Below are 15,699 nucleotides of genomic sequence, written 5' to 3'. Positions count from 1 at the left end.
GGAGCGATATGATGCGATCCATGTATGGCGTGGGCAGCTGCGACCAGGTAATGGTGACGCGCTGACGGTCAGGGCTCTATGTTTGGCGCGGTCCTTGTCTCACCATAAATGACGTGTGGAATTTGACTCGTTTTTACGATTATTAAGTTGGAGTATTAGGGATGTCGTTGCAGAAGCAGGCCAGCATAGAGAAGTTTAAAAGCCGAAAAGCTCTGGTTGGGATCGTGGGACTTGGCTATGTCGGCTTGCCGCTGATGCTTCGCTATAATGCTATCGGTTTCAGCGTGCTGGGTATCGATATCGACGATAGTAAAGTTGCCCGCCTGAACAAAGGTGAAAGTTACATCGAGCATATTCCGGCCAGCAAAATCGCGGCTGCCCGTGAAAGTGGCTTCGAGGCAACTACGGATTTCTCACGCGCCACAGAGTGTGATGCACTGATTCTCTGTGTGCCGACCCCGCTGAACAAGTATCGCGAGCCGGACATGAGTTTCGTGATCAATACCACCGATGCGCTCAAGCCCTATATGCGAGCGGGTCAGGTCATCTCCTTGGAGAGCACCACCTACCCGGGTACCACTGAGGAAGAATTGCTGCCGCGGGTGCAGGAAGGAGGCCTGGTCGTCGGTGAGAACATTTTCCTGGTCTATTCGCCTGAGCGTGAAGATCCGGGCAACCCTAATTTCGAAACCCGGACTATTCCTAAAATCATCGGTGGCGACACTGCCGCGTGTCTGGAAGTCGGTGTTGCGCTGTACGAGCAAGCCATCGATAAAGTGGTTCCTGTCAGCTCGACCAAAGCTGCAGAGATGACCAAGCTGCTCGAGAACATCCACCGCGCCGTGAACATCGGCCTGGTCAACGAGATGAAAATCGTTGCTGACCGGATGGGGATCGATATTTTTGAAGTGGTGGATGCCGCAGCGACCAAACCCTTTGGCTTCACCGCTTACTACCCAGGGCCGGGCCTGGGTGGCCACTGTATCCCGATCGACCCGTTCTACCTGACCTGGAAAGCCCGTGAATACGGTCTGCACACGCGTTTCATCGAGCTGTCCGGTGAAGTAAACCAGGCAATGCCGGAATACGTTGTAGGCAAACTGATGGACGGTCTCAACGAGCATGGCAAAGCCTTGAAGGGCAGCAAGGTTCTGGTCCTGGGTATCGCCTACAAGAAGAACGTCGATGACATGCGTGAGTCGCCATCGGTGGAAATCATGGAGTTGCTCGAAGCCAAAGGCTGCGTCGTAGCTTACAGCGATCCCCACGTACCAGTATTCCCGACCATGCGCGAACATCACTTCGCGCTGAGCAGCGAGCCATTGACCGCTGAGAATCTTGCTGGTTTTGACGCCATTGTGCTCGCGACGGACCATGACAAGTTTGATTATGAGCTGATCAAGTCTTCCGCTAAGTTGATCGTTGACAGTCGTGGAAAGTATCGCGCAGCTGCGGCGAATATTATCAAAGCATAATTTAACTGATTTCGCCGGAAGACAGAGTGTCTTCCGGCTTCGATTATGAAAGGTCGTTAGATGAAAAAATTTGCTCTGATCGGTGCCGCAGGCTATATCGCGCCGCGGCATATGCGCGCTATCAAAGATACTGGCAACGTTCTGGTTTCTGCCTATGATATCAATGACTCTGTTGGGGTAATTGACAGCATTTCTCCTGACAGTGAGTTCTTTACCGAATTCGAGCGTTTTCAGGAACATGCTTATCGACTGAAACGGCAGTCTGCGACAGCGCTGGATTATGTAGCGGTGTGCTCGCCTAACTATCTTCATCACGCCCATATAGCAGCAGGCCTGCGCCTGGGCTGTGATGTAATTTGCGAAAAGCCGCTGGTCCCTAACCGAGAAGTGCTTGACGAACTGGCACAGATCGAGAAAGAGACCGGTAAACGTGTCTACAATATTCTTCAGCTGCGTCACCATCAGGCGATTCTCGACCTAAAGGCCAAAGTGGCCGAAGAGCAGCGGGAAGAGAAATACGAAGTCGAGCTGACCTATATCACTTCACGTGGCAAGTGGTACATGGAGAGCTGGAAGGGCGATCCGCGAAAGTCCTTCGGTGTAGCAACCAATATCGGTGTGCACTTTTACGATATGCTGCACTTTGTCTTCGGCAAGCTTCAGCGCAATGTTGTGCATTATGCCGACAACTATAAGGCTGCCGGTTTTCTGGAATACGAGAAAGCCCGTGTCCGGTGGTTCCTGTCCATCGACGCCAATGATCTTCCTGATTCAGTGAAAGGTAAGAAACCTACCTATCGCTCGATTACCGTAAACGGTAAGGAAATGGAGTTTTCGGAAGGCTTTACCGATCTGCATACTGTCAGTTACCAGGAGATTCTGGCGGGGCGTGGCTATGGTATTGAAGATGCCAGGCACTGTGTGGAAACGGTTGAGTACATTCGGTCGGCTCCTGTTGTGTCGGCTGCACCAGGAGAAGGGCATCCGGTTCTGGCTCGTTTGAGCATTTGAATTGAAAAGGCTGGGCGGCGTAAAGCGCTGCCCAGGTTGCTGATGCCTGCGCTTGAGTCACGTGTTGTGAATGTAAAATTATTAAATAAAGAAGTGGCTCACACACTGCATTCGATCAAGGGAGAGCCGTCGGCCGGGTATCGCACCGATATTCAAGGTCTTCGCGCCATCGCCGTTCTCGCGGTGATCCTCTACCACGTCAACAAAAACTGGCTGCCAGCTGGTTTTTTAGGCGTGGACGTATTTTTTGTTATTTCCGGATTCATCATTACCTCTATCGTTACAGGCGGTGGAGGCGGCTTTTCGCGGTCTTTCTATTTGGGAAGAATACGACGAATCGTACCGGCCTATCTGGTGACGTTGCTGTTCTCCTGTCTGGTGGCGTCAGTACTCCTGGTGCCGTCGGACTTTAAGTTTTTTCAGGACAGTTTCCAGTCGGCGTTGCTTTTTCATAGCAACTCCTATTTTTCTGATTTCGGTAGCTACTTTGCTCCGGCGGCCCATGAGTTGCCATTGCTGCATACCTGGTCGCTGGCCGTAGAAATGCAATTTTATTTGCTGCTGCCGCTGCTTTTGTTTGTGCTGCCCAAGCGATGGGTACCCCCGGCATTGCTCGTTGCCATTGTCGCCTGTACGGTCTACGCCCAATGGCAGCTCGGTGAGGTCGATAACCAGCGACATGTCTACTTTGCATTACTCGCCCGAGTCCCTGAGTTTCTTATCGGTGCTTGGCTCGCCGCCAGCGCCATCGGGCGCAGCTGGCGGGGCGCGAGGGCAGAGGCCGCTAGCGTGTGTGGCGTCTTGTTGTTGCTTGCATGCTTTTTTTTGATCGATGCAGCACATTTTCCCGGCCTGCTCGCAATTTTGCCCTGTCTAGCGACAGCGCTGATCATCGTCGGTAACAAGAGCCGGATCGGTAGTGGGTTGTCCAACCCGGCCTTGGTGTGGATTGGGGCGATTTCCTATTCTCTCTATCTATGGCATTGGCCGGTTCTGGCATTCATTCGGTATTGGTCTGGCCGCTATGAATTGGGCCTGGTGCCGATGCTGTTATTTGCATTGCTCACGGTGTCCCTGGCGTGTGCGTCCTACTACTGGATCGAAACGCCAATGCGCAAGCCCGGCTCCATGGGGCGTCTTGGCGGGCTGGTCGCTGTGGTCTTGTTAGTCGCCTTTGCCGTCGCGCCCACTGTGAATGAAAAGATCCAGCGGCCGCTGCCTGTGGAGTTGACCCGCTATGCGCCGGCCGAAGAGATATGCCATGGTAAGCTGGTTGGCCAATGCAGGCGAGGCGATCCGGAGCAGCCTGTGGCTGCGCTTGTGCTCGGGGACAGCCATGCGGCTCAGCTGAACTACTTTTTCGATACGGCCGGGAAGCAGCAGAAATTTGCGGTGCAGGTCATTTCTGCCAGCAATTGTGTGCCCATCCCGGGATTCGACGTCGAACGCATACCTGACTACTCCCGGGCGGATTGCCTGGCACAAAGTCAGGCGCTGGCGCCTATGCTTGCGCGGACAGATAGGGTCATCATTGCCGGCATGTGGCAATGGCAGGCTCAAAGCGATGCGTTCCTGCAAGCGCTTGCCGACTTCGTCAAGACGCTTGCCAGTCAAGGCAAGCGAGTTATCGTACTGGGTCAGGTACCTATGTTTGAAGTCAATGTGCAACGAATGCAGCGCTTTTCCGTGCTGGGCATGCACATGGCACCGGAGTTCAATGCAGCCTGGAAGGCGGGGAACAGCAAGGTCGCCGAGCGGCTGTCGGGAATTGACAATGTCTATTTCCTGGATCTTTCCCCGCTGCCATTTTTTCAGCATGCCCCCTATGAGGATGGCATGCTCATCTACCAGGACAATCATCACTTGAATGAACGGGGCGCGCGTCGATATGGCGAAGCCGCGGCACCGGTCCTGGCGAAACTACTTTTCCCGCAACACTGATCGCGGAGGAGCATCATGCTGCATACTCAACATCCAAGCGCAATCGTCGACCCAGGTGCGCAAATTGGCGAGGGGTCAAGGGTTTGGCATTTTGTTCATGTTTGTTCCGGGGCGATTATAGGAAAGGGTGTTTCCCTGGGGCAGAACGTATTCGTCGGTAATAAAGTTTCCATCGGTGACCATTGCAAAATTCAAAACAATGTCTCGGTGTATGACAACGTAACCTTGGAAGAGGGTGTGTTCTGTGGCCCGAGCATGGTGTTTACCAACGTATATAATCCGCGCTCGTTGATTGAACGTAAAAGTGAGTACCGCGATACCTTGGTGCGTCGAGGTGCCACGCTCGGCGCCAACTGTACGATCGTCTGCGGTGTGACAATCGGGGAATATGCGTTTATCGGCGCCGGCGCGGTAGTGAACAAAAATGTGCCTGCCTACGCATTGATGGTCGGTGTTCCAGCTCGTCAAATTGGCTGGATGAGTGAATATGGTGAGCAATTGGAGTTACCCCTGAGCGGGGAAGGCGAGGCGGCCTGCATTCACTCCAGCGCTCATTATGTACTGGCTGCAGGTTGTGTAACCAAGAAGGAAGTTAAATCGTGATTGAATTCATCGATCTCAGTGCTCAGCAACTTCGGATTAAGAGTAATCTGGATGCTGCGATTCAACGTGTTCTTGCGCACGGTCAATACATCCTTGGCCCTGAAGTCAGCGAACTTGAACAGCGGTTGGCGACATTTGTCGGCGCGAAATTCTGTATTACTGTTGCCAATGGTACCGATGCTTTGCAAATTGCCCAAATGGCACTAGGTATCGGTCCCGGCGATGAAGTCATTACCCCTGGTTTTACCTATATCGCGACCGCCGAGACTGTTGCGCTATTGGGGGCGAAGCCTGTCTATGTCGATGTTGATCCGCTCACCTACAATCTCGACCCGGCTTTGCTTGAAGCCGCGATAACCCCCCGAACAAAAGCAATTATCCCGGTATCGTTGTACGGGCAGTGCGCGGATTTTAATGCCATCAATGCGATTGCCGAGCGTTACGGAATACCGGTTATTGAAGATGCTGCCCAGAGTTTTGGTGCCGAGTATAACGGGCGCCGCTCGTGCAATCTGACCACCTTGGCCTGCACCAGTTTCTTTCCGAGCAAACCTCTGGGCTGTTACGGCGATGGCGGGGCAATTTTTACCAACGATGAACAGTTGGCCACGGTGTTGCGGCAAATTGCCCGTCACGGTCAGGATCGTCGTTACCACCATGTTCGTGTCGGCGTTAACAGTCGTCTTGACACAATGCAGGCGGCAATTCTGCTACCCAAGCTGGATATCTTTGAAGAAGAAATAGCGCTTCGCCAACAAGTGGCAGATAACTATATGGACTTGCTCAAGCGGGTGGGGCTGAGTGGGCTACCATTTGTCGCGGCACATAACAAGAGTGTGTTTGCTCAGTTCACGGTCTGTGTTGCAGAGCGCGAGAAGGTGCAGAAAAAGCTGAAGGAGCGCGGTGTACCAACGGCGGTGCACTACCCGATTCCTCTCAACCGTCAGCCGGCGGTAGCCGATCATCAGGTAGTGCTTCCCATCGGGGATCAACTGGCTGAAACCGTGCTGAGTCTACCAATGCACCCCTATTTGAAAGGTGCCGATCAAGCGCTGATTGTTGATGTGCTTGCGGAAGCTCAAGTGTGATCGCGAAACTCTTACCCAAGGGGGCGTTTGCCCGTAATGTCATCACATTAATGACAGGCACCACCTTGGCCCAAGCGATTCCGGTTGCAATCAGCCCCTTGTTGACCCGATTGTACAGCCCTGCGGAGTTCGGGGTTTTCGCGCTGTACATGGCAATTGTCTCGGTGTTGGCGGTGTTGGCGACCGGACGTTATGAACTGGCGATTATGGTCCCCAAGCGAGATCGCGATGCGGCTGCGATTGTTGCAGTCGCATTTCTTTGTTGTTTGTGCATCAGTGCATTGTTGTTGGTCGTAGTCAGTGTATTTAATGAGCCTATTGCCCGTCTGTTCAATATCTCTGGACATGCTCACTGGTTGTACTGGGTTCCGCTCAGCGTCATGCTAACTGCAGCATATCAAAGTCTTAACTACTGGTGTAACCGACGAGCTTACTATCGACGCATGTCCTCCACACGGGTAGTGCAAAATTCCGGGATGTCAGCGGTACACCTGACATTGGGGTATGCCGGGTTTGGCATGCTCGGGCTGATAGCCGGCGCAGTATTCGGACATGTTTCTGCTTTCTTGATGTTGCTGCAAGGGGTTTTTCGTAACGATCGCAAAGCCTTTGCCCAGTTGACGGGTCCAAGGATCAAGGCCGCGGCAAGACGCCATTCGGATTTTCCAAAATTTTTGGTACTTGCGCATAGCTTTAACATGGCATCGTTCCAGTCACCGATTTTTCTGTTAGGGACTTTCTTTGGCAGTGGTGTGGCAGGTTTTTTCATGCTGACCCAGCGTGTAATCGGTGCGCCCATGAGTATTGTCGCAGGGGCGATTGGTGACGTATTTAGGCAGCAGGCAAGTGAAGAGTACTCGCGTAACGGCGAGTGCAAGGATATCTATCGAAAAACGTTTAAGCGTTTACTGTGTATATCGGTAGTGCCGTTCTTGGTGTTTTTCCTGATTGCCCCGGATTTCTTTGGTTGGGTGTTTGGTGCGCAATGGACGGTTTCTGGGGAGTACGCCAGAATTCTTACGCCCATGTTGTTCTTTCAGTTTATTACCAGCCCGTTGAGTAGCATGTTCTTTATTGCTGGCAAGCAACGTGCCGATTTGATCTGGCAGTTCTTTCTGTTTTTTGTCGTGTGCTCTTCCCTCGCACTTGGTGGTTATAACGGTGATGTCCACTTGGCGCTGGTCCTGTTTAGTATTGGATATAGTGTCATGTATATCGTCAATGGCCTCATGACGTACCGATTCGCTCGGGGTGAGCGCATTTTATTCGGCTAAGGGATGCTAAATGTCGTTAAAGATAGTCATCATTACCCAGGGTGTTTCCCGAATAGTTCCCCCCTTGGTCGAATCTGGCCACTCGGTGGTAGGGATTCTTGAATCTGCGTCGCGTGGCGCGGCCAGAGGCCGTATTTCCGTGTTCATGCGTAACGCTCTAGGGTGGCTGGCTCAGTGGCTTTTTGCTGTTGGCTTCCTGAAAAGCTTTTGCCAACAGAAAGGTATCGCCTATCGCTTGATGTATTCGAGCCAGGATGCCGGGCTGGAGGAGTGGCTCCGTCAGTTGCAGCCGGATGTGATTGTTGTCCATAGCATGTCGCAGTTGCTGCGTCGAAACATTTACTCGATTCCGCGGCTAGGGGCGATCAATCTCCATCCTTCATATTTACCTAATTACCGTGGTCCAAACCCAGATTTTTGGCACTACTATGATGTCGATCTTCATCCTGGGGCGACTGTTCACTTTGTCGACGACGGGGAAGATACAGGGGATATTCTGCTGCAGGAGAAACTCGACGTTCCTTTGGGCATGAAGTCACCGGAGCGTTCTCAAAGAGTTGTCAGTGAGCTGGGAGTCGCTTTGCTTTTACGTGTTCTAGATCAGTTGGAGGCGGGGGCAGAGCAACGCATGGCGCAACCGGCGGACTCGCCGACTGTCCGTGCTCGTAATCTCAAGACCGAAGAACACGGGGCAATCATTGATTGGCAGACCTGGTCGATTGAAAAAATTTGGCATGTTCTTCGTGGCACCGAGCAATGGTTGAATGCCGTGCCGCCGCCTCAGGGCCTTTACCGTGGGCAGCGGTGGTCTGTTGAGGACTATCGGTTAGAGGATACAAGCCAACTTCGTGTTGGTAGAATACACCGCCAAAACGGGGAGTATCGCATTGCCTGTAAAGAAGGAACTATTAAATTGACCCAGGCGTTCAGTATCAAGCGTTTCGCCGTATTTGTCTTAGTCACTGTTTTGAGAAGGGGGTCACTGTGATTGACCGGAAACAGCGTTATCGCGCGCTATGTCGTTCGGAAGACGCATTGCCCCTTTTTAGCCAGGATTGGTGGCTGGACGCGGTAGCTGGGGAAGATTGGGATGTGGCCCTGTGCCTCAAGGACGATCAGGTCGTCGCGAGCATGCCATTCGTTGTGAAGAAACGAGCAGGTCTGAAGCTTCTGACCATGCCTGTACTCACTCAGCACCTGGGGCCCTGGTTCAAGCCAACTTCGGCCAAATACTCAAAGCGTTTGGCACATGAGAAGGATTTGCTGACGGAGTTGGTCGGGCAACTCTCTGCCTATAATTTCGATCATTTTGCTGCTGGTTGGCCAAGCAGTAAAACTAACTGGTTGCCCTTCTATTGGGCGGGTTTTGCCCAGACGACCCGTTACACCTATATTCTCGATAACTTGAATGATCACACGGCACTCTGGGATCAATTCCAGCAGAATATTCGCGGCGACGTTAGAAAGGCGGAAGGGCGTTTTTCGTTAAAAATAAGAACTGACCTGGATGTGGACGAGTTTCTCAAGCTCAACAACCTTGTCTTTCAGCGGCAGGGGATGAAGGTCCCTTACTCCCGTGATTTGGTCAAGCGCATTGACGACGCCTGCGCGGAGCGCAAGCGTCGTGCGATTCTGATCGCCGAAGACCCGGAAGGGCGCCGTCACGCCGGTGTTTATATCGTCTGGGACCAGAACAGTGCCTATTACATCATGGGGGGCGGTGATCCCGAGTTGCGCAATAGTGGTGCTACCAGCCTGTGCATGTGGGAAGCAATAAAGCTGGCCAGCACAGTAACCAAGGCGTTCGATTTCGAAGGTTCGATGCTTGAGCCTGTTGAGCGATTTTTTCGCGGTTTTGGTGCGTCGCAAGTTCCTTACTTCTCCATTACCAAGACCCCATCCAAACTGCTGAAGACTTATTTTTTTCTTCAGGATCTCCGGAGGAAAGGCTAATGAGTGCTTCCGGTTGGCCGAATCAGTCCATCTTTGACTGGTTGCATGCGCTGCTTTACGAGCGGTTCGGGCAAGCGTTCGTATTTGAACTTTCAGCGCCTTTCCTCAACGTGTCTATCGCAGGGCGGTCTGGGAGCTTGCAGTTTCCAATCGATGTTGTGACCTTCAACCGCCACGACTCAGAGCTTCCTTGCGCGCAATGGCCGGCGCGGCAGGAAGGTTGGAGCCCTGTCTATCTGGATACATTGATTGCCCCGGGGGTCGAGCATTTACCCGCGCCGTTGGTATCTGAGAAGGATGGCGGCTATCTGGTTAATTATGATTTGTTCGGTTTCATCTACTGGATGCTCGCGCGTTGTGAGGAAATTCACTCTTCAGTCGTCGATGAGCATGATCGCTTTCCAGCCTACCAATCCAATGCATTCAAACGAGGGTACCTGGATCGTCCTCTAGTTGATGAATGGTTGGCGGTTTTTGGAGAGATGGTTTGTCGACAATGGCAAGATATTTCGCTGAAACAACCGGTTTTCACTACTCTGGTTTCCCATGATGTAGATGAACCAAGCAGATATGCTTTTCGCTCTGCTCGAGGGGTGGTGCGGGCCATGGGTGGGGATTTGCTCAAGCGTCGTGACTTGCTATCAGCAATACGCGGACCGTTTATCAAGTATGCCGGCCGAAAGCGCATAAGTCGTTTGGATCCGAGCAACACCTTCGCCTGGCTGATGGATCAATCGGAGCAGCATGGCCTGGTGAGCGCTTTTTACTTCATTTGTGGCCGCACCGATGCTAGCAAAGATAGTGACTATGAGATTGAACATCCAGCCATTCGGGAGTTATTACGCTCCATTCACCAGCGTGGCCATGAAATCGGTCTGCATCCGAGTTACAACACCTACTTGTCGCCCGCCGGAGTAAAGAGAGAGGCCGACCGCCTACGCAAGGTGTGTGAGGAGGAGGGGGTTGTGCAACAGACGTGGGGTGGGCGGATGCATTTTTTGCGTTGGCGACATCCTGTCACTCTCAACGCCTGGGAAGAGGCGCTCATGAGGTACGACAGCACTTTAGGGTATGCTGAGGTTCCGGGGTTCCGGTGTGGAACCTGCCATGAGTATCCAGCGTTCGACGCGGTTGAGCAAAAGCAACTGCAGCTTCGTATCCGACCGCTGGTGGTTATGGATGTGACCTTGACGAGTGATTCTTATTTGGGTCTTGGGGTGGGAGATCAGGCGCTGGCGTTGGTTGAAGAGCTCAAGGCTGCCTGTCGAGCGGTAGGCGGTCAGTTTACGTTGCTTTGGCATAATTCAAACTTGCTAACCCGTGAAGAGCGAGCGTTCTATTCGAGTATCCTGGGTTGACTGTTTTTGAGCTTAGAAAAAATTTAAGCATTTTGGTTGGGTTCAGGGGCGGTGTCTGGATCTCCTGCAGGCGGCTAGGAGTTGCTGAGCTAATAGAATTGTCTAATAAAGGTGCGCGGGGGTGGTGTTGAGTTCTATAGAGGTGATGGAGCCGGGCAAAAAGGTATCCTGGCTTGTGTCCAAGGATCGCCTATGGTTGATTTTCTGGGTGTTGGTCTATGGGGGCGCTATTGTCTTGGGGCACGAGCGGTACCTTGCTGTGGAGCAAGCATTCTGGGGGTTCAATCAACCCGAGTATGGCGTGGGCGCACTGTTAGTAGCGTTCACTTTCCTGGCATGTACAGCCGCTTTCTTGCCGCTGCACTTTCAGAAGCCATCTTCATTATTTATCTATGCCATTTATTTTTTGTTTACGTACCCTCTTTGATTGTTGCGATGCTTAATTACAACGATTCATTAGCGCGGTATTTTTGGCTTTTTTTTAATTTTTCCCTGGGTATTGTGATTTGTTGTATTGCCGTTCGCGCCGTGGCCGTCAGTGAGCAAGGTGCCAAACGCCCATCCTCGTTGGTAATCAGCGGCTTTTTGGCGGGCGCGGCTATTTGCTTTATCACGCTGTATTCTACCTATGGTGCGATCCTTTCCTTCTCTGGCCTGGATCAGATTTATCAACAGCGAGAGGCCGGGGCGGCCACGTCGTTGTTTATCGGTTACTGTCAGGTTTACCTGGCTTATGTTTTTTCTCCCGGGTTGTTTGCTACGGGACTCATCTATAAACGGTTTTTTCTACTGTTCGTGGGTTTCTGCGGATTTGTTTTCATGTACATGATTACCGCCGAGCGTACCGTTCTGCTGCTGCCATTTGTCATCACTGTACTGGTCATGATGTTTCGTTGGCGCGGATTTGGAGCAAGAAATACTCGCGGTTTGTTCATCGCGGGGGTGTTGATGGTTGCCTTGGTGGCTTTGTTTTCTGAGTCATCGGGCTTTCTGAATCAGATAGGATTCTATTTTTTCACTCGGTTGATTGCCGGTCCCGGTTTGTTGGTAAGTCAGTACTATGATTTTTTCTCGGTTGAAGGGTATACGCAGTGGGCGCATATTTCTGTCATCGGTAGTCTTGTAGATATTCCTGCAGCCTATGCGGGTGACGACAAGTGGCCGGCAATCGGCAAAATTCTTGCCGAACGGTTGCTGGGTATTCAGAGTCAATCCAATGCCAGCTTTATTGCAACCGACGGGGTGGCTGGTTTTGGCAATGTTGGGGTCTTGATTATCTGTCTTTTATATACCTTGTGGATGTTGGTGCTCGACAGAGTATCGCGAGGTTGGGATAAGTTGTTTTTGATTGCTGTGCTTTTTCCGCTTGCATTTGTAACGACGAATGGGTCGATTTTTACCGCGTTGACTTCATTTGGCGGTGCGCTGTGGATCCTGGTGCTGTGGCTGGACAAATTCAGATTTAGATTCGTGCGAAGGTAAGAAAATGATTGGATACCTGTTTTCAAGGATTCTAAAGAAGGCGAGAGGGGCTGCGGTCATTGACTCGTCCATTCCTGCAACTTCAAAAATCGAATCTGGTTGTACTGTGATTTCGAGTGAGTTTGGTGAGCATTCGTTTTGCGGTTATGACTGCTCCTTTATCAATACCTCGGTTGGGCGATTTTGCTCAATTGCCAGTCGCGTGGTTGTCGGTGGCGCGCGCCATCCGATCGAGTTCGTTTCCACCAGTCCGGTATTTCTTGCACACAAGGAAAGTATCAAGAAAAAATTCTCTCGGCACGACTATCGCTGGGAGGCAAAAACTGCAATTGGGCATGACGTCTGGATCGGTGAGGGGGTTTTTGTCAAAGGGGGGGTGACGATTGGCATCGGTGCAGTTGTCGGAATGGGGAGTGTGGTCACAAAAAACATTCCACCCTATGCGATTTATGCTGGTAATCCAGCAAAATTGATTCGCTATCGTTTTTCTGAAGCAATCATCACCGGGCTGTTAGCGAGCAAGTGGTGGGAGTACTCTGACGAGAAGCTGGCAGCGGTCGCTACCCAATTCAATGACCCGGAAGCCTTTTTGAAAAGTCAGAACCTCTTATGAAAATCGTTCACCTCTGTTTGTCCTGCTTCTACATCGACAACTATCGCTACCAGGAAAACGAACTGGTACGTGAGCATGTCTCCGCCGGGCACGATGTACTGGTCGTGGCTTCGACTGAAACCTATATTGATAACTTATCCCTTGGTTATGTTGCTCCAAGTGAGTACATGGGCAGCGATGGTGCAAAGGTTATTCGCTTGCCGTATGCCGGTGCGTTTCCATTTTTCATCAAGAAAAAACTCCGCATGCACCCTGGTGTGGCTTCCATTCTTGAGCGCTTTTCCCCGGATGTGATTGTCTTTCATGGAATGTGCGGTTGGGAGTTGCTTACTGTCGCAACCTACAAGCGTGCCAATCCTCAAGTGCGGCTCTACGTCGATAGCCACGAAGACGCGAATAACAGTGCGACGGGTACGTTATCCAAGTTGCTCCATCGGTTCTACTACCGTCCAATTATTCGGCGCGCATTACCCTGGATTGACAAGGTGCTATGCATCTCTTTGGAAACCGTTGATTTTTGCCGTGATCAGTACGGGGTGGCTGAGAAGGACATGGAGTTCTTTCCGCTGGGAGGCTATATTGCCGACGATGCGACCTACCAAAAATACCGCTCAGAAGCCAGGGCGTCGCTGGGGCTCCAGCAGCACCACACGGTATTTCTGCAGTCCGGGAAATTTGACTCCAAGAAAAAGCTGATTGAAAGCCTGGCTGCGTTTGCGTCGACACGCGCCGAGGATTTTCGCTTTCTGATCGTCGGCCGCGTTCATGAGTCAATCGAAGAAAAAGTCACTCAGTTATCCTCTGCGGACGCCCGGGTGCAGCACTTGGGATGGAAGACTGCAGATGAGTTGTACCGTTTGCTCTGCGCTGTCGATGTCTATGTTCAGCCTGGAAGCCAGTCTGCCACTATGCAGATGAGCCTGTGTGCCCGGCGCCCGGTTGTGATCGCCGATGTTCCTAGCCACCAGCCGTTCGTGAAAGGCAACGGCTGGAAGGTAAGCACTCAAGAGCAACTGGTGGAAGCCTTCAGATCGGTCGAAAGCAATCCGGCGGCACTGGAGGAAATGTCACAGCGCTCTTTGGAAATCGCATCCGACCTTTTAGACTATCGCCGCATGGCGACGCGCCTTTTGGTTTAACCACGGAATTTACAATGGCTCACTACCAGATCTGTACCCAATGCATCATGGATACGCGTGACCCACGGATCACGTTCGATGCCAATGGGATTTGTGACTACTGCAACAACTTCAATGCAGCGATCAAGCCAAACTGGCATACAGATCACCGCGGCGAAGCCGAGCTGATGGCGTTGGCCGACAAAATCAAGGCCCATGGGCGTGGCAAGGATTTCGATTGCATCATTGGTTTGAGCGGAGGGTTGGACAGCTCCTATGCGGCTTACGTAGCCAAGGAAAAGATGGGCTTGCGCCCGCTGTTGTTCCATGTCGATGCCGGATGGAACACGGATCAGGCGGTTGGCAACATCGAAAAGCTGGTCGACGGCCTTGGGCTTGATCTCTATACCGAAGTGATCAACTGGGAAGAGATGAAGGACCTGCAAGTGGCGTTCTTGCGTTCCCAGATTGCGGATCAGGACATGCCGCAGGATGCGGCTTTTTTCTCCGGGTTGTACAAATTTGCTCGTCAGCACCGGATCAAGTATGTGCTGACTGGTGCCAACTACTCGACCGAATGCTGTCGTGAGCCCGAGGAGTGGGGCGGCTACCCAGGTATCGACAAGACACTATTCAAGGATATTCACGGTCGCTTCGGGACACGTCAGCTCAAGAGCTTCCCGCTGACCGATATTCTCATCTACAAGATTCTCTACCAGCGCATCCTGGGCATGGAAGTGGTCAAGCCGCTGAACCTGGTGCCCTATATCAAGAAGGACGCCGAGGATACCCTCGAGCAGAAGTTCGGCTGGAAGCGCTTCAAACATAAGCACCATGAGTCGCGTTTTACTCGTTTCTATGAAGACTACTGGATGCCTCGCAAATTCGGCTATGAGAAGCGTCGCGCACACTTCTCGAGCCTGATCATGACCGGCCAGATGACCCGTGACGCGGCGCTGGAACGCATTTCCACGCCCGAGCTGGACGAGCAGTTCCTCAAAGGCGAGTTCGAGTATGTCGCCAACAAACTGGACCTGACAGTCGAACAGTTGCAGGAAATTTTCGAAGGCGACAACAAGACCTACCACGATTACCGTAACAAGCGCTTCCTCATTGGCGTCGGATCGCGTGTAATGAGCGCTTTGGGCTTGGAAAGAAGGCTGTTCAGATGATCACGATCATCGATTATGGATTAGGTAACATTCAGGCGTTTGTCAATGTTTACAAGCGCTTGAACATTCCCGTGAGCGTTGCCCGGCAGGCGGATGACTTGCGGGGCGCACAGCGCCTGATCCTTCCAGGGGTCGGCGCATTCGATCATGCGATGGAGCGCCTGGACGCTTCAGGCATGCGTCCTACCCTTGAGCGTATGGTGGGTGAAGAGAAGGTGCCGGTGTTGGGGATCTGCGTGGGCATGCAGATTCTCGCGGCAGCCAGCGATGAAGGCTCGTTGCCTGGGCTGGGCTGGGTCAACGGGCGGGTCAAGGCATTTGCCAGTGCCCCCGGTCTGAAGGACCTTCCGTTGCCGCACATGGGCTGGAATGATGTGCGTCCGGCGTCGGGCTCTCCGTTGTTCAAGGGTATGGAAGACGATGCCAGGTTCTATTTCCTGCACTCTTTCTACTTTGATTGCGAAGGTGCCGAAGGGGCTGCGGCTAGCGCCTCCTATGGCCATGATTTTGTCTGTGCGGTGGCGCAAGGCAATGTTTTCGGTGTTCAGTTTCACCCCGAAAAAAGCCATCACTGGGGTTCCAACCTCCTGAAGAACTTCGCGGAAATTTGA

14 protein-coding genes are annotated in these 15,699 nt (G+C 52.3%); all 14 read left to right on the top strand.

Annotated elements, in window-relative coordinates; all coding sequences use genetic code 11:
• Positions 1 to 161: 161 nt before the first annotated feature.
• The 14 genes from wbpA to hisH all read left to right on the top strand — a co-directional run bounded on the left by wbpA (position 162) and on the right by hisH (position 15,699).
• The gene (gene wbpA, locus LOY45_RS19555) at positions 162 to 1,475 is read left to right on the top strand and encodes a UDP-N-acetyl-D-glucosamine 6-dehydrogenase (protein WP_258578216.1); all 1,314 of its coding nucleotides are present in this window, start codon (positions 162 to 164) and stop codon (positions 1,473 to 1,475) included.
• 60 nt (positions 1,476 to 1,535) lie between these two features.
• A complete protein-coding gene (wbpB, locus tag LOY45_RS19550; RefSeq protein ID WP_258578215.1) occupies positions 1,536 to 2,486 on the top strand; it encodes a UDP-N-acetyl-2-amino-2-deoxy-D-glucuronate oxidase in 951 nt (316 codons plus the stop codon).
• 42 nt (positions 2,487 to 2,528) lie between these two features.
• Complete coding sequence (locus LOY45_RS19545; protein ID WP_258578214.1) at positions 2,529 to 4,427, top strand: acyltransferase family protein; 1,899 nt, start codon at positions 2,529 to 2,531, stop codon at positions 4,425 to 4,427.
• 15 nt (positions 4,428 to 4,442) lie between these two features.
• Positions 4,443 to 5,030 carry an acyltransferase gene (locus LOY45_RS19540; RefSeq protein WP_258578213.1) on the top strand — a complete coding sequence of 196 codons (588 nt, stop codon included), beginning with the start codon at positions 4,443 to 4,445 and terminating at the stop codon, positions 5,028 to 5,030.
• Positions 5,027 to 6,118, top strand: coding sequence for a DegT/DnrJ/EryC1/StrS family aminotransferase (locus LOY45_RS19535; protein WP_258578212.1), 1,092 nt, complete (start codon positions 5,027 to 5,029; stop codon positions 6,116 to 6,118). Before LOY45_RS19540 ends, LOY45_RS19535 begins: the two co-directional genes overlap by 4 nt.
• Positions 6,115 to 7,392 (top strand): lipopolysaccharide biosynthesis protein, encoded by a 1,278-nt coding sequence (locus LOY45_RS19530; RefSeq protein ID WP_258578211.1) that lies wholly within the window; start codon positions 6,115 to 6,117, stop codon positions 7,390 to 7,392. The genes LOY45_RS19535 and LOY45_RS19530 overlap by 4 nt, the downstream gene beginning before the upstream one ends.
• Positions 7,393 to 7,402: 10 nt before the next feature.
• The gene (locus tag LOY45_RS19525) at positions 7,403 to 8,380 is read left to right on the top strand and encodes a methionyl-tRNA formyltransferase (RefSeq protein ID WP_258578210.1); all 978 of its coding nucleotides are present in this window, start codon (positions 7,403 to 7,405) and stop codon (positions 8,378 to 8,380) included.
• Positions 8,377 to 9,345 carry a GNAT family N-acetyltransferase gene (locus LOY45_RS19520; RefSeq protein ID WP_258578209.1) on the top strand — a complete coding sequence of 323 codons (969 nt, stop codon included), beginning with the start codon at positions 8,377 to 8,379 and terminating at the stop codon, positions 9,343 to 9,345. Before LOY45_RS19525 ends, LOY45_RS19520 begins: the two co-directional genes overlap by 4 nt.
• Positions 9,345 to 10,703 carry a polysaccharide deacetylase family protein gene (locus LOY45_RS19515; protein WP_258578208.1) on the top strand — a complete coding sequence of 453 codons (1,359 nt, stop codon included), beginning with the start codon at positions 9,345 to 9,347 and terminating at the stop codon, positions 10,701 to 10,703. The genes LOY45_RS19520 and LOY45_RS19515 overlap by 1 nt, the downstream gene beginning before the upstream one ends.
• Before the next feature lie 192 nt (positions 10,704 to 10,895).
• Positions 10,896 to 12,185: a hypothetical protein gene (locus tag LOY45_RS19510; protein WP_258578207.1), complete on the top strand. Its 1,290-nt coding sequence runs from the start codon at positions 10,896 to 10,898 to the stop codon at positions 12,183 to 12,185.
• Positions 12,186 to 12,189: 4 nt separating this feature from the next.
• Positions 12,190 to 12,798, top strand: coding sequence for a CatB-related O-acetyltransferase (locus LOY45_RS19505; protein ID WP_258578206.1), 609 nt, complete (start codon positions 12,190 to 12,192; stop codon positions 12,796 to 12,798).
• A complete protein-coding gene (locus LOY45_RS19500) occupies positions 12,795 to 13,937 on the top strand; it encodes a glycosyltransferase family 4 protein (RefSeq protein WP_258578205.1) in 1,143 nt (380 codons plus the stop codon). Before LOY45_RS19505 ends, LOY45_RS19500 begins: the two co-directional genes overlap by 4 nt.
• 14 nt (positions 13,938 to 13,951) lie before the next feature.
• Positions 13,952 to 15,088: an N-acetyl sugar amidotransferase gene (locus tag LOY45_RS19495; protein ID WP_258578204.1), complete on the top strand. Its 1,137-nt coding sequence runs from the start codon at positions 13,952 to 13,954 to the stop codon at positions 15,086 to 15,088.
• Positions 15,085 to 15,699: an imidazole glycerol phosphate synthase subunit HisH gene (gene hisH / locus LOY45_RS19490; RefSeq protein ID WP_134061699.1), complete on the top strand. Its 615-nt coding sequence runs from the start codon at positions 15,085 to 15,087 to the stop codon at positions 15,697 to 15,699. Before LOY45_RS19495 ends, hisH begins: the two co-directional genes overlap by 4 nt.

It is taken from the genome of Pseudomonas wadenswilerensis, from assembly GCF_024749185.1.
Taxonomy (GTDB): Bacteria; Pseudomonadota; Gammaproteobacteria; order Pseudomonadales; family Pseudomonadaceae; genus Aquipseudomonas; species Aquipseudomonas wadenswilerensis.
The sequence above is the reverse complement of the archived record's forward strand: the minus strand, read 5'-3'. Positions and strand labels throughout refer to the sequence as shown.